The sequence below is a fragment of the Aeromonas dhakensis genome (assembly GCF_000820305.1).
In the GTDB taxonomy this organism is placed as follows: Bacteria; Pseudomonadota; Gammaproteobacteria; order Enterobacterales; family Aeromonadaceae; genus Aeromonas; species Aeromonas dhakensis.
Window position 1 is genome coordinate 127,095 of the sequence record NZ_CDBH01000069.1, and the last position, 13,773, is coordinate 140,867.

At 62.1% G+C, this 13,773-nt stretch carries 11 protein-coding genes, 3 tRNA genes and 1 pseudogene; 12 read left to right on the top strand and 3 right to left on the bottom strand.

Annotated elements, in window-relative coordinates:
* Positions 1 to 116: 116 nt before the first annotated feature.
* Entirely contained in the window at positions 117 to 611 is a 495-nt protein-coding gene (locus tag BN1143_RS20570) for a DUF2062 domain-containing protein (RefSeq protein ID WP_005302707.1), read from the bottom strand.
* Positions 605 to 1,123 carry a DUF2062 domain-containing protein gene (locus BN1143_RS20575; RefSeq protein ID WP_005302706.1) on the bottom strand — a complete coding sequence of 173 codons (519 nt, stop codon included), beginning with the start codon at positions 1,121 to 1,123 and terminating at the stop codon, positions 605 to 607. Before BN1143_RS20575 ends, BN1143_RS20570 begins: the two co-directional genes overlap by 7 nt.
* On the opposite strand from BN1143_RS20575, the gene BN1143_RS20580 reads away from it, so the two are divergent.
* The 12 genes from BN1143_RS20580 to BN1143_RS22520 all read left to right on the top strand — a co-directional run bounded on the left by BN1143_RS20580 (position 1,061) and on the right by BN1143_RS22520 (position 12,346).
* Positions 1,061 to 3,352 (top strand): DNA internalization-related competence protein ComEC/Rec2, encoded by a 2,292-nt coding sequence (locus BN1143_RS20580; protein ID WP_197069891.1) that lies wholly within the window; start codon positions 1,061 to 1,063, stop codon positions 3,350 to 3,352. The genes BN1143_RS20575 and BN1143_RS20580 overlap by 63 nt on opposite strands.
* Positions 3,353 to 3,626: 274 nt before the next feature.
* Positions 3,627 to 5,396 carry a lipid A ABC transporter ATP-binding protein/permease MsbA gene (gene msbA, locus BN1143_RS20585; RefSeq protein ID WP_005302704.1) on the top strand — a complete coding sequence of 590 codons (1,770 nt, stop codon included), beginning with the start codon at positions 3,627 to 3,629 and terminating at the stop codon, positions 5,394 to 5,396.
* Entirely contained in the window at positions 5,396 to 6,397 is a 1,002-nt protein-coding gene (lpxK, locus tag BN1143_RS20590; RefSeq protein WP_042052023.1) for a tetraacyldisaccharide 4'-kinase, read from the top strand. Before msbA ends, lpxK begins: the two co-directional genes overlap by 1 nt.
* A 123-nt stretch (positions 6,398 to 6,520) precedes the next feature.
* Positions 6,521 to 6,709, top strand: coding sequence for a Trm112 family protein (locus BN1143_RS20595; protein ID WP_005302702.1), 189 nt, complete (start codon positions 6,521 to 6,523; stop codon positions 6,707 to 6,709).
* Complete coding sequence (kdsB, locus tag BN1143_RS20600; protein WP_017778702.1) at positions 6,706 to 7,458, top strand: 3-deoxy-manno-octulosonate cytidylyltransferase; 753 nt, start codon at positions 6,706 to 6,708, stop codon at positions 7,456 to 7,458. The genes BN1143_RS20595 and kdsB overlap by 4 nt, the downstream gene beginning before the upstream one ends.
* 213 nt (positions 7,459 to 7,671) lie before the next feature.
* Positions 7,672 to 8,316: a UvrY/SirA/GacA family response regulator transcription factor gene (uvrY, locus tag BN1143_RS20605; protein WP_005302696.1), complete on the top strand. Its 645-nt coding sequence runs from the start codon at positions 7,672 to 7,674 to the stop codon at positions 8,314 to 8,316.
* A 188-nt stretch (positions 8,317 to 8,504) separates the two neighbouring features.
* Positions 8,505 to 10,355, top strand: a complete 1,851-nt coding sequence (uvrC, locus tag BN1143_RS20610; protein WP_042052024.1) for an excinuclease ABC subunit UvrC — start codon at positions 8,505 to 8,507, stop codon at positions 10,353 to 10,355.
* A gap of 302 nt (positions 10,356 to 10,657) precedes the next feature.
* Positions 10,658 to 11,212 carry a CDP-diacylglycerol--glycerol-3-phosphate 3-phosphatidyltransferase gene (gene pgsA, locus BN1143_RS20615; protein WP_005302692.1) on the top strand — a complete coding sequence of 185 codons (555 nt, stop codon included), beginning with the start codon at positions 10,658 to 10,660 and terminating at the stop codon, positions 11,210 to 11,212.
* Positions 11,213 to 11,391: 179 nt separating this feature from the next.
* Positions 11,392 to 11,467 (top strand) — tRNA-Gly (locus BN1143_RS20620).
* Positions 11,468 to 11,501: 34 nt separating this feature from the next.
* Positions 11,502 to 11,575, top strand: a tRNA-Cys gene (locus tag BN1143_RS20625).
* Between the two features lie 41 nt (positions 11,576 to 11,616).
* Positions 11,617 to 11,703 (top strand) — tRNA-Leu (locus BN1143_RS20630).
* Positions 11,704 to 11,902: 199 nt separating this feature from the next.
* Entirely contained in the window at positions 11,903 to 12,346 is a 444-nt protein-coding gene (locus BN1143_RS22520; protein ID WP_139397983.1) for a hypothetical protein, read from the top strand.
* A 159-nt stretch (positions 12,347 to 12,505) separates the two neighbouring features.
* Here the strand turns inward: BN1143_RS22520 and BN1143_RS20635 are convergent.
* A pseudogene (locus BN1143_RS20635) lies at positions 12,506 to 13,729 on the bottom strand (MtrB/PioB family decaheme-associated outer membrane protein); the annotation flags it as partial.
* Positions 13,730 to 13,773: the final 44 nt, after the last annotated feature.

A 13,773-nucleotide genomic window follows, 5' to 3' on the forward strand; every position in this document is an offset into this window, starting at 1 on the left:
TCCTTGTGGCAAATGGGGGGCTAAAAACAACGGGTTACAAGGAGTGTGGTGGCAGGTGCCGGGGATGGCAAGGCAGCGCCTCGTCAGCGCGCCAGAGGCTGACGAGGCGGGTGAGATCAGCGGGGGCGGACCAGCTTGCCGAGGCGCAGCAACAGCAGGGTGAGGAGGCCGCCGGTGGCAGCGGTCAGTACCGCCAGCAGCAGGCTGCCGAGCAGGAAAGGAGGCACCAGGGTGGCCGCCTCGTGCTCCAGCCAGTGCAGGGTCCAGGTGAGGTGAAATGGCTCCGGCGTCTTGTGCAGCACCAGACAACCGGTGCGATAGGCGTAGAGGTACATGAAGGGCAGGGTCAGCGGGTTGTTGAACCAGACCGCCAGCAGCGCCAGCGGCAGGTTGAGGCTGAACGCCAACGCCAGCCCGACCGCAATGAGTGAATGCATGGGGATGGGAAACCAGCAGGCGAAGATGCCGGCCGCCACCGCCCCGCTCAGGGCGCGCGGCCCCCCTTGCCAGAGGGCGGGGGCAAGCAGGCGCTCGCCAAACAGGGCGAACCACTTCTGCTGGCGCAGGGTATCGGGGTCAATCTTGAAGCGGGCAAACCAGCGATTCAGCATGCGCGTGCCACCTTGCGTTTCTGCCACTGCCGCACGGTGCTGATACGCCAGCAGGTGCGAATGAGGGCGTAGCCGATGAGGGAGCTGAGCAGGGCGAGCACCAGTGAACCCAGCAGCAGTGGCGGGGCCACGGTTTCGAACACCGACACCAGCCAGGCCCAGGTGAACTCGATCTCGATGTGCTGGGAGGATTGCCCCAGCAGCTGACAGCCGGTCAGGTAGGCACCGTAGAACAGCGGCGGCATGGTAATGGGATTGGAGAGCCAGACCAGGGCTACCGAGAGCGGCAGATTGACCCGACAGGCGATGGCGCCGCCGGCCGCCAGCAGCATCTGGCAGGGGAGCGGCACCCAGGCCATGAACAGCCCCACCGCGAAGGCACCGGCCGCCGAGCGGCGATTGAGGTGCCACAGGTTGGCGTCCAGCAGCAGCTTGCCAAACAGCCGCAAGTGCTTGTGTTCCTTGAGTGTCGCCGGATCAGGCAGCCAGCGTTGTATGAGTCGTTTGGGCATATTGAAACCTTGCTAAATACTTGCACCATGGATCTGCGCCTGCTGTCGTTTGCCCTCGGGGCAAGCTCCTCACTGCTTTGGCCATGGTTGCCTTCATGGGAATGGGGTGGCCTGATGCTGCTGCTCGCGTTCCCCCTCGCCGGTTGCCGCTGCTGGCGGCTGCTGTTCTTGCTGGGCGGTATCCTCTGGATGCAGGGGAATTTGCACTACCGGCTTGCCTGGCTGGATCAGCTTGGCAAAAAAACGAGCCACATCATAACCGCACAACTGCAAAGTGCAGAACCCGAGGGCGATAAATTTGTCCGGCTGGTGCTGCGGGTGAACAGGCTCGATGAGCAGGCGCTCACCCCGGCGCCCCTGGTGCGCATCAATGCCTACCAGGCGCTGCCCACCATGACGGCAGGCAGTCGCCTGACCCTGGAGGTCTCCCTCAAGCCGGCTCACGGCCTGGCCAACGAGGCCGGGATGGACGGGCGGCGCCTGCTGCTCGGCAAGGGGATCACCGCCACCGGCAACTTGCGCCGGGTGATCCAGATTGAAGCGGTGCCGGCGGGGCTGCGCGAACGCTGGCTGGCCCGGGCCGCTGCCAGCTGGCAGGATCTGAGCCAGGGGCCGCTGCTGGCGGCGCTTACCTTCGGCGAGCAGGGCGGCATCACGGATGAGCAGTGGAGCCTGTTTCGCGGCAGCGGGCTGACCCACATCATCGCCATCTCGGGGCAGCATATCGCGCTGGTGGCGGTGCTCGGCTGGTGGCTGGGGCGGCTGTTCGGGCTGCGGGGGGCGATTCTGCTTGCCCTGCTGTTTGCCGCCCTCTACAGCTGGCTGGCCGGTTTTGCGGTGGCCACCGAGCGGGCCCTCATCATGGTGCTGGTGTGGAGTCTACTGCGCTGGCGACGGCGGGAGTGGCCGGCCCATCGCGTCTGGTTGTGGGCCTTCGTGGTACTCACGCTCTGGGATCCCTTCGCCCTCTATTCGGCCGGATTCTGGCTCTCCTTCCTGGCGGTGGCCCTGCTGCTGGTGGCGAGCCTGCTGGAGGCCAAGCCCGGGCTCGTCCGCCTGCAGGGCTTGTTGCTGTTGGGGCTGCTGCCGTTGCAACTGGCGCTGTTCGAGGGGATAGCGCCGTTGTCGCTGCTGCTCAATCTGCTGGCATTGCCGCTCTTTTGCATCGGCATCATACCGCTGGCGCTGGTCGGGGTGTTGCTGGCGCCGCTTTCGGGGGAGCTGGCCCATCTGATGTTCTGGCTGGCCGATGTCGGCCTGCAGTGGATATTGTGGGCGCTGGAGAGGTTGGCCAGCCAGTGGCAACTCTGGTGGCCGGTGCCGGGCTGGGTGCTGCCGCTCACCGCCCTGCTGAGCCTGCTCTGGTGCGCCTGGCATGTGCCGGGCGGTCGCCTCTTGCTGCTGCCGGGGGGCGTGGCCCTGCTGCTGGCGGCCTGGCCGGTGCCGACTCACTGGCAACTGAGGGTGCTGGACGTGGGACAGGGGTTGGCGGTGCTGATCACCCGGGGTGAGCGCGGCATCCTGTTTGACACCGGCGATCGCTACCCAGGCGGCTACAACATGGCGGATGCCGTGATCCTGCCGCTGCTCAACCGGCTCGATGTGCGGGTGCTGGATTATCTGGTCATCAGCCACAAGGACCGGGATCACGCCGGCAACCGGCGTGCCATCCTGCAGGCTCTGCCGGTACGCCACGAGCTCTCTTCCTTCGACTTCGGCCGCTTCACAACCCTGTGCCGGCGTGGCCAGCAGTGGCGCTGGCAGGGGCTCGAGATGGCGGTGCTCTGGCCACAGCAACCGGGAGGCGGTCACAACAACGACGGCTGTGTGCTGCAGATCCGCGACGGGGCGCGCCGCATTTTGCTCAGCGCCGACATCGAGCGGCAGGCGGAGCAGCGCTTACTGGCGCTGGAAGGGGCCGGGCTTGCCAGCACCCTGCTGGTAAGCCCCCATCATGGCAGCCGCACCTCCTCCACGGCCCCCTTCGTGGCGGCGGTGGCCCCCCGCTATGTGGTACACAGCGCCGGCTTCATGAACCAGTGGGGCTTTCCCCGCCCCGAGGTGGTGGCTCGCTACCGGGAGGCGCAGCAATGGGTCACCGGGCTGGACGGGGAGATCCTGGTCGAGCCTGCGCCGGACGGGCTGCGGATCCGCGCCGAGCGGGAGCAGGGCCCCTGGTTTCGCCGCAATGGCGACTGGTGGCGTCCTGCATTTTGGCCTGAACGCTGAGCGTAAACCCGGCTGTGGTTGGTATAACGACCGTCATTTACCGTCTTGGCGATGGGCATGCGCTGGCGATGCTTGGTGTAATCCTGCGCTTTGGCTGGGATAACGGCCGTCATTTTCCGTCTTGGTGAGGGGCATGCGCTGGCGATGCTTGGTGTAATCCTGCGCTTTGGCTGGGATAACGACCGTCATTTGCCGTCTTGGCGATGGGCACTGCTTGGTGTAATCCTGCGCTTTGGCTAGAATAGCCCGTCATTTCCCTTATTAACGGCTATTCATGCAACAAGAAACCTCACAAGACAGCTGGCCTGTCTTCAAGCGTCTGCTCGGCTATGTCCGTGACCGCAAGCTTGGCCTGATTGGCGGCATCATCGGCATGCTGGGCTACGCCGCCGTGGATACCACCTTCGTCTATTCCATCAAGCCGCTGATCGACAAGGGGATCAACGGCAACGATCCGACCGTGCTCAAGTGGATGCCCTTCTTCGTGCTGGGTATCGTGGCACTACGCGGCGTCGCCAACTTCCTCTCCAACTACTGCATGGCCTGGGTCGGCAACCACGTGGTGATGCGCCTGCAGCAGCAGGTATTCAACCACATGGTGGCGATGCCGATGAGCTTCTTCGACCGCCAGAATACCGGCCACCTGCTCTCCAAGGTGACCTATGACGCGAGTCAAGTCTCCTCGGCCGCCAGCACCACCTTGGTCACCCTGGTGCGGGAAGGGGCGACGGTCATCGGTCTACTCGGCCTGATGTTCTGGCACTCCTGGCAGCTGTCGGTGATCTTCCTGGTGGTGGGGCCCGTGGTGGGCATCATCATCGGCCTCATCAGCCGCCGTTTCCGTCAGATCAGCCGCCACATCCAGCAGGCGGTGGGGGACATCACCACCTCCACCGAGCAGATGCTCAAGGGGCACAAAGAGGTGCTGATGTTCGGTGGCCAGAAGGTGGAGGAGAAACGCTTCTTCAAGGTCAGCAACAACATGCGCCAGCAGACCATGAAGATGGTCGCCGCCGATGCCATCGGCAGTCCGGTGGTGCAGATGGTTGCCTCCATCGCGCTGGCGGCCTTCCTCTATGTGGCCACCATCGACAGCGTGCGCAGCGAGCTGACTGCCGGTACCTTCACCGTCATGATCACCTCCATGATGATGCTGCTCAAGCCGCTGAAAAGCCTGACCGACGTCAACAACCAGTTCCAGCGCGCCATCACCGCCTGCCACAGCCTGTTCGGCCTGCTCGATACCGAGCCGGAGCAGGATACCGGCACCCGTACCCTGGAGCGCGCCCGTGGCGAGATCGAGTTTCGCAACGTCACCTTCACCTACCCGACCAAGGACACCCCGGCGCTGCACAACGTCAGCTTCAAGGTGGAGGCGGGCAAATCGGTGGCCCTGGTGGGGCGCTCAGGCTCTGGCAAGAGCACCATCGCCAGCCTGCTGACCCGCTTCTACGACATCGAGCAGGGGGAGATCCTGCTGGATGGCGTCAATATCCGTGATTACCGCCTGAGCGAGCTGCGCAAGCAGTACGCCCTGGTCTCCCAGCACGTGCACCTGTTCAACGACACGGTGGCGAGCAACATCGCCTACGCCGCGGAAGAGCAATACAGCCTCGACGAGATCAAGCAGGCGGCCCGCATCGCCCACGCCGACGAGTTCGTCAGCAAGATGAGCAACGGGTATGACACCGTGGTCGGCGAGAACGGCGCGTCGCTCTCCGGCGGTCAGCGTCAGCGTATCGCCATCGCCCGCGCCCTGCTGCGCGATGCCCCCGTGCTGCTGCTGGATGAGGCTACCTCGGCGCTGGATACCGAGTCCGAGCGCCACATCCAGGCGGCCATCGACGAGCTGTGCAAGGCGCGCACCTCGCTGGTGATCGCTCACCGCCTCTCCACCATCGAGAAGGCGGACGAGATCCTGGTGATCGATGAAGGCCATATCGTCGAGCGCGGCAACCACGCGGCCCTGATGGCCCAGCAGGGCACCTATGCCCAGCTGCGCGCCATCCAGTTCGGTCATGCCACCGCAGGTGGCAACGCCTGATGCTGGAGCGGCTCTGGTATGCAAAGAGTGGCTGGCGCTGGTTGCTGGCCCCCTTTGCCCTGCTGTTTGCCGTTGTCAGCGGTACCCGCCGCTACGCCTATCGGCACGGCTGGCGCAAGGGCTATCGTGCCTCCTTGCCGGTCATCGTAGTGGGCAATATCTCGGTGGGTGGCAACGGCAAGACCCCGGTAGTGGTCTGGCTGGTGGAGCAGTTGCAGGCCCGCGGCTATCGCCCCGGGGTGGTGAGCCGCGGCTATGGCGGCAAGGCGCCCCATTATCCGTACCGGCTCGAGGCCGCCAGCACCACGGCGCAGGCCGGTGATGAACCGGTACTGATTGCCCGGCGCTGCGGCTGCCCGGTGGTGGTTGCCCCGAAACGGGCCGATGCGGTACGGCTGCTGGAGCAGAGCGGTGAGGTGGATATCATCATCACCGACGATGGCCTGCAGCACTATGCGCTGGCCCGTGACATCGAGCTGGTGGTGGTGGACGGGGCGCGCCGTTTCGGCAACGCCTGCCTGCTGCCCATGGGACCGCTGCGCGAGCCGGTCACCCGGCTCAAGCGGGTGGACGCCATCATCTGCAACGGCGGCGAGCCGGGGCGGGGGGAGTACCCCATGCAACTGGTCGCCGACGCCCCGCGTCGAGTGCGCGACGAGGCCCCTCTGGTCTCCCCCCTGTCGGGGTCGGTTGACGCGCTGGCGGGCATTGGTCATCCGCCCCGTTTCTTCGCTACCCTCGAGGGGCTCGGTTACCAGCTGGATCAGCGGGTGGCCTACGGGGATCACCACCCCTTCGATCGGGACGAGCTGGTGGGCCGCTTTGCCGGCAAGCCGCTGCTGATGACCGAGAAGGATGCGGTCAAGTGCCGCGCCTTTGCCCTCGACAACTGGTGGTATCTGCCGGTCAGCGCCGAGTTGCCCGCCTCCCTGCTCGATACCTTGCTGCACAAGCTGGGCGCGAGCGGGAAGGGGAAAGGCGCAACCAAGGCACAAGGTTGATCTCGCTCGCCAGCGCGGGAGAGAAGGGGGCTTGTCATGCCCCGCATGAAACATATGGTTGGTTCGACACCCATCGCCGGCGTGATTAAGCCGCTGGCGCGACATCGTTGAAGGAGTATCGTTTTGGCTTTGGACATCAAGTTGCTCGACATCATTGCCTGCCCGGTTTGCAAGGGCAAGCTGCACTATAACAAGTCCGTGCATGAGCTGGTCTGCCGCTTCGACAAGCTTGCTTATCCGCTGGAGGAGGGGATCCCGGTGCTGCTGGAGAACCGCGCCCGTCCGCTCAATAGCGACGAGCTGTCGTCATGAGCTTCGTCGTCGTCATCCCGGCCCGCTACGCCTCCACCCGGCTGCCGGGCAAGCCGCTGGCCGACATCCACGGCAAGCCCATGGTGCAGCACGTGGTGGAGAAGGCCCTGCAGTCGGGCGCCGATCGGGTGATCGTCGCCACCGACGATGAGCGGGTGCAGCAGGCGCTGGCCGGCCAGACCGGATTCGAGGTGTGCATGACCTCGAAGGATCACCAGTCAGGTACCGAGCGGCTGGCCGAGGTGTGCCGTCACTACGGTTTTGCCGCCGACACCATAGTGGTCAACGTGCAGGGGGATGAGCCGCTCATTCCGCCGGTCATCATCCGTCAGGTAGCGGACAACCTGGCCGCCGCCAGCGCGCCCATGGCGACCCTGTCGGTGCCAATCCGGAACGCCGAAGAGGCGTTCAACCCGAATGCCGTCAAGGTGGTGACCGACCAGGATGGCTACGCCCTCTACTTCAGTCGCGCCTCCATTCCGTGGGATCGTGATCGTTTTGCCGCAAGCCGCGAGCAGATTGGTGATCACTACCAGCGCCACATCGGCATCTATGCCTATCGCGCTGGCTTCATCCAGCGTTATGTGGACTGGGCGCCGAGCGCGCTCGAGCAAGTAGAGGCGCTGGAGCAGCTGCGAGTGCTCTGGTACGGGGAGAAGATCCACGTGGCCCAGGCCCTCGAGGCGCCGCCGGTCGGAGTGGACACCCAGGCCGATCTGGACAAGGTGCGCGCACTGCTGGCGAACTGATGCCGACAACAGCAAAAATGACTTAGAACGGTGCCTGCGGGCGCCGTTTTTTGTGTTTAATCTTTACATAATTATTTGATTACAAACGTCATTTATGAGCACTTTCAAACTTTTCCCGGCCATGGTTTGCCAAATCGACGAGTTTGGTTATGATGCAAGACGCCGTGTTAACCCTAACTGGCATATAACGAGATAAAAAAACGGGGTGTTTGGGTGATTAATGTATTCCTGGTCGATGATCATGAGTTGGTGCGTACAGGGATAAGACGCATTCTGGAAGATGTCCGCGGGATCAAGGTGGTGGGCGAGGCGCAGAGCGGGGAAACCGCAGTCACTTTCTGTCGTCAGAACCATCCCGACGTGATCCTGATGGACATGAACATGCCGGGCATCGGCGGCCTGGAGGCAACCCGCAAGATCCTGCGGATCCGGCCCGATGTGCGCATCATAGTGCTGACCATTCATTCAGAAAATCCGTTCCCGACCAAGGTGATGCAGGCGGGTGCTGCCGGCTATCTCACCAAGGGGGCCGCACCGGACGAGATGATCCACGCTATTCGCCTGGTCCACTCCGGTCAGCGTTACATCTCCCCGGAGATCGCCCAGCAGATGGCCCTGAGCCAGTTTGCCTCGGCCGACGAGAATCCCTTCAAGTCCCTTTCCGAGCGCGAGCTGCAGATCATGATGATGATCACCAAGGGGCAGAAGGTGACCGATATTTCCGAGCAGCTCAACCTGAGCCCGAAGACGGTCAACAGCTATCGCTACCGGCTGTTCAGCAAGCTCAACATCAATGGCGATGTGGAGCTGACCCATCTGGCCATTCGCTATGGCATGCTGGATGCCGACACCCTGTAACGGGCGGCGTGTAGCCATCAAAGGCGGCCTGTGCCGCCTTTTTGCTTTTTGCCGGTCTGACGCAGTATGCTCTGTGCCGTCTTCTGCTTTCATCCGTTGAGCCGAGTTGCCGATGAGCCTCTCTTTCGATCTTCCGCTTGCCGCGATATCCCAGACCCAACACCTCGATCCCCGTTGCCGGAGCCAGCATGACCTCCTCTGAACCTCTCTTCGACAGCAAGGCGTTTCTCAGTGCCGTCACCCATCAGAGCGGTGTCTATCGCATGTACGACAGCGGCGGCACCGTCATCTACGTGGGCAAGGCCAAGGATCTGAAGAAACGGCTCGCCTCCTACTTTCGCGCCAACGTCGACAGCATCAAGACCCGCACCCTGGTGCGTCAGATCGCCGACGTGCAGGTGACGGTCACCCACACCGAGACCGAGGCGCTGATCCTCGAGCACAACCTGATCAAGCAGTACCAGCCCCGCTACAACGTGCTGTTGCGGGATGACAAGTCCTACCCCTGGATCATCATCACCGCCCATCAGCACCCGCGTATCGGCGTCCATCGCGGTGCCCGCAAGGTGAAGGGGGAGTACTTCGGCCCGTACCCCTCCGGCGGCGCGGTGCGCGAGAGTCTGCACCTGATGCAGAAGATCTTCCCGGTGCGCCAGTGTGAAGATGCGGTCTATGCCAACCGCACTCGTCCGTGCCTGCTCTACCAGCTCAAACGCTGCGCCGGCCCCTGCGTGGCCGGGCTGGTGAGCGAGGCCGAATATGCCCAGCAGGTGGAGCTGGCCAAGCTGTTTCTGGCGGGCAAGAACCAGCAGGTGATAGGGGAACTGGTGGGCAAGATGGAGTCCGCCAGCGGCGATCTGCGTTTCGAGGAGGCTGCCCGCTACCGGGATCAGATCCAGGCGCTGCGCCGGGTGACCGAACAGCAGTCGGTGAGCGGCAACGTACTGGACGAGCTCGACGTGGTGGGGGTGGCCTTCGAGCAGGGGACCGCCTGCATCCACGTGCTCTTCATCCGCCAGGGCAAGGTGCTGGGCTCGCGCAGCTACTTCCCGAAAGTGCCAGCCGATACCCAGCTCGACGAGGTGGTGCAATCCTTCCTGCTGCAGTTCTATCTGTCGGGGCAGGGGGGGCGGCAGATCCCGAGCGAGGTGCTGCTCGACGTGGCGCTCGAAGACGAGAACGTCATTGCCGAGACCCTGAGCCAGACCGCCGGCTACAAGGTGCGGGTGGTGAGCCGTACCCGCGCCGAGCGGGCCCGCTTCATCAAGCTCGCCTCCATCAACGCCCAGACCGCGTTGCGCTCGCGCCTTGCCCACAAGAGCACCATCACAGCCCGCTACGATCAGCTGGAGGAGCTGCTGGAGCTGGAGCGCCCCATCGCACGCATGGAGTGCTTCGATATCTCCCACACCATGGGGGAGCGCACCGTGGCCTCCTGCGTGGTGTTCAACCGGGAGGGGCCGCTCTCATCGGAATATCGTCGCTTCAACATCGACGGCATCACCGGCGGCGATGACTACGCCGCCATGGAGCAGGCGCTGGAGCGCCGTTTTGGCAAGCAGCAGGAGCCGGACAAGGTGCCGGACGTGCTGTTTATCGACGGCGGCCTCGGCCAGCTGCGCCGCGCCGAGGAGATCCTGGCCCGTCAGCTGGAGTTTCTGGGGGGCAAATATCCGCTGCTGGTGGGCATTGCCAAGGGGGTGACCCGCAAGGCGGGGCTGGAGACCCTGATCCTGGGGGAGAGCCACGAAGAGCTGCATTTGCCGGCGGATATGTCCGCCCTGCACCTCATCCAGCACATCCGCGACGAATCCCACCGTTTTGCCATCACAGGCCACCGCGCCAGACGGGCGAAGGCCCGCACCACCAGTACCCTGGAGGATATCCCGGGGGTGGGGCCGAAACGGCGGCAGGCGCTGCTCAAGTACCTGGGCGGTCTGCAGGAGGTGAAAAAAGCCGGGGTGGAGGAGCTTGCCAAGGTGCCCGGCATCAGCCAGGAGCTGGCCCAGTCCATCCACGATGCCCTGCATTCCCTCTAGCCATTGGTAGCCGAGAAGGGGGAATACCCCTCCATGCAGCCCCTGTTTGTCCAGACGACGAGCAGGGGCTGTCGCCCCGGGTATCGACAAGGGGCGAGGTGAGTCACACCATTCACCCCGGGTTCATCCCCTGCGAGATCCTGACACACAAGAGCCGTGACGCCGGGGGGCCGCAAATGCCATAATGGCCCGCATCCTGAGGTTGTTGATGGATTAATAGACCAAGGCGGGCGCCTGTCCGGTTGCATCCGTGATCGGCTTGGGGCTACCATGTAGCGGCATACAAGAAGTGGCTGAAAATAATGACAAATATTCCTAATCTGCTGACGTTTTTTCGGATCTTGCTCATCCCCGTCTTCGTCATCCTGTTCTACCTTCCCTACCAGTGGTCCTACATGGCGGCGGCCATCGTCTTCATCCTGGCGGCGGCGACCGACTGGTTTGACGGCTACCTGGCCCGCAAGCTGAATCAATCCACCGCCTTCGGTGCCTTCCTCGATCCGGTCGCCGACAAGATCATGGTGGCGGCGGCGCTGGTGGTGATCGTCGAACACTACAACACCATCTGGGTGACCATTCCCGCCATGACCATGATTGGCCGCGAGATCATCATCTCCGCCCTGCGCGAATGGATGGCCGAACTTGGCAAGCGCTCCTCTGTGGCGGTCAGCTGGATCGGCAAGTGGAAAACCATGATCCAGATGGTCTCGCTCACCGGCCTCATCTGGCAGTACGACATCTGGATGGTGTGGCTGGCCTATGTGCTGCTCTACGTGGCCACCGTGCTCACTTTCTGGTCCATGTTCCAGTACATGAAGGCCGCCTGGGGCGACCTCAGCTATCACTCCCGGTTCTGACCTGCCGGCACAAAGGACCGTTTCCCCGTTCTTGGGGCTGGGAAACGGTCGTGAGCGCTGAAAAGGCAGGAAAAGGGCAAAAAACACTCGAACGATCAGGGTATTAAACATTTTTGGTTGACTGGGCGAGGAACATCGCTAGAATGCGTCCTCGTAGTCAGGCAGTCAGCCAGACCGATGCGGGAATAGCTCAGTTGGTAGAGCACGACCTTGCCAAGGTCGGGGTCGCGAGTTCGAGTCTCGTTTCCCGCTCCAAATTCAGACAATAGAGAGTCTCTCTCTTTTGCATGGCGCGTTAGCAAAGCGGTTATGCAGCGGATTGCAAATCCGTTTAGTCCGGTTCGACTCCGGAACGTGCCTCCATATCGACAAGCCCGCCACGCGAGCTTGATACCGATTGCGGTGCCCGAGTGGTGAAATCGGTAGACACAAGGGATTTAAAATCCCTCGACGTTCGCGTCGTGCCGGTTCGATTCCGGCCTCGGGCACCAGTTATTGAATAAAGCAATCAAATACTTACGAAAGGCCGCTAGCAATAGCGGCCTTTTTGTTTTTGGCAAAATGGTGCCAAAGTGGCGACAAAGTCCTTCAGTGTGTTCATGTGTTGATTTCATTTGGAGTTCATGACGGGAGTTGCTTGAGACTTAATCTAATGCTGATATACTGACGTCTTTTATCTTGGGGTTAATCATGAAGAAAGCATTTATCGCCGCAGGCTTGTTATGCAGCTTATTCTCATTAGCTGCCCAAGCTGGCACAGCAATTATTCCTGCATATTATATTTGGGATGGGGGTGGACAATCTTGCTTTAAAATATCCAATGTCTCAGCCAGCAGTGCGGTTGTCAGCGTTAAGATGTTTGATAAAACAGGTGAGCCTTATTCAGGCAAACTGATATCTACATATATTATTTCTTCATTGGACACTCCTTTCACGCTAGAACCTAGGAGGACCGCTACGTTCTGTATGAACTCAGGCGGTAACGCCTCTCCTGGATATGGTGTAATAGAAGGCCAACCTTCAGATTCATCACAGGGGCAAATATCGCTAGTCGCGAGTGGATACTATGGCAATAATACGCCAAATTATGCACAGGCATTTTCAATAGTAATCAATGGTGGAATGCCGTTCTAATATTTATCAGTTACTGAACATAGGATTTTCTCACGTCATCTGAGAATTTTTATCTGGTGTATTTTGACTTGATATGAAAGAGGGGAGCCTGGGCTCCCCTCTTTATTGTTGGGCTGACAACACAGCCTGTCTGCTCTTACCTGACGCGCGGCCGTGCCTTTAGAACTTGTAGAGCCAGGAGACGGCGGTGAAGTAGCCGTTGTAGTCCTGGTTCAGGTTGCCGAGGTTGCGCTCTTCGCCGGTGTAGAGGTAATCCACGTCCTGGAAGTATTCGTAGCGCACATCCCAGCGCAGCGAATGCTGCTTGGTGAGCTGATAGAGGGCGTAGCCTTCAAGCCGGTGCTGCTTGCTGGTGAGATCCGGGTAGTCATAGCCCTTGCTGGCGTCGGTTTTGCCGCGGCCATAGGCGAAGCTGTAATCGAGCCCGAGCTCGAGATCCCGGTCAAACGCCTTCTTCTGGGTGAGCCCGAGCCCGAGGGTGGTGATCTCGTCGCGCACCGCCGTGCTGTAGGGATCCCAGTCCGGTGCGCCTGTGTAGGCATGGTTCTGGCTGGAGCTGATCCACTGCAGGTTGCTGAACAGGTGACCGCTCAGGTTGTCGTCGAACTGCTGGTTGAGGGTCAGGTCGATGCCATAATCCTTGCCCTCGCTGCGACCTATGTCCGGCTCCTTGTAGTCATCTCTGGCCCACCACCCTTCGAGGCGGGTATCCAGCCCCTCGCTGAACTGATAGCCGAGATCCCCCCTGAGTTCGACCCTGTCCCTGTCCGCCAGATAGAACTGGCGCAGGGTCGGGCTGCCGTTGCCACCGGCGCTGTCGTGGCGCCAGTCCGAGCCGTCGCGGGTGCTCCAGGCGAGCTTGCCGCCCAGTTGCAGCGCCCCGGCCGGGCGGTAGCGCCCCTTGAGGAACAGGGTGTGCTCGTCGGTGTCCTGCCGGTCGGCCTGCTCGCGCTGATCGGCCTTGTACTGATAGCCGGTGGTGAGCTTGACCGAGCGGCTTAGCCGGTAGTCGGCCGCCAGATCCGCCTTGCTGCGGGTGCGATCGCTCTTGCCGCGCTGCTAGCCGACCACCGCGTATTCATCGGACTTGTCCTTGCGGTCCCGATACTCGCCGCCGGCGCGCAGGGTGAGATCCCGGCCAAAGCGGCCTACCCACTTGGCATCGGCCTGCAGGGTGCTTACCTCGCCGTGGAAGTCATCCTGGCTGATGGGGGCGTTGCGAAACGCGGTCAGGCTGCCGTTGGAGGTGGCTTGGCTGGTGAGCACGCGGCCGGTCAGGCTCTGCCGGTCCCAGTTGTACTGGCCGGAGAGGCTCAGCTGGTGGAAGTTGTTGTCCGGCTCGTAGGCGCGCTCGTTGGCGTAAGGATCGGCGACGCTGCCATGATCCCATCTCATCTGTATGACGCAGACCGGCTGACGGGAGGGAA

What these genes read in the sequence shown, in the direction of transcription:
- BN1143_RS20570 (WP_005302707.1), bottom strand. Translation starts at nt 611, where the DNA reads ATGCTGAATCGCTGGTTTGCCCGCTTCAAGATTGACCCCGATACCCTG.
- BN1143_RS20575 (WP_005302706.1), bottom strand. Translation starts at nt 1,123, where the DNA reads ATGCCCAAACGACTCATACAACGCTGGCTGCCTGATCCGGCGACACTC.
- msbA (WP_005302704.1), top strand. Translation starts at nt 3,627, where the DNA reads ATGCAACAAGAAACCTCACAAGACAGCTGGCCTGTCTTCAAGCGTCTG.
- lpxK (WP_042052023.1), top strand. Translation starts at nt 5,396, where the DNA reads ATGCTGGAGCGGCTCTGGTATGCAAAGAGTGGCTGGCGCTGGTTGCTG.
- kdsB (WP_017778702.1), top strand. Translation starts at nt 6,706, where the DNA reads ATGAGCTTCGTCGTCGTCATCCCGGCCCGCTACGCCTCCACCCGGCTG.
- uvrC (WP_042052024.1), top strand. Translation starts at nt 8,505, where the DNA reads ATGACCTCCTCTGAACCTCTCTTCGACAGCAAGGCGTTTCTCAGTGCC.
- pgsA (WP_005302692.1), top strand. Translation starts at nt 10,658, where the DNA reads ATGACAAATATTCCTAATCTGCTGACGTTTTTTCGGATCTTGCTCATC.
- BN1143_RS22520 (WP_139397983.1), top strand. Translation starts at nt 11,903, where the DNA reads ATGAAGAAAGCATTTATCGCCGCAGGCTTGTTATGCAGCTTATTCTCA.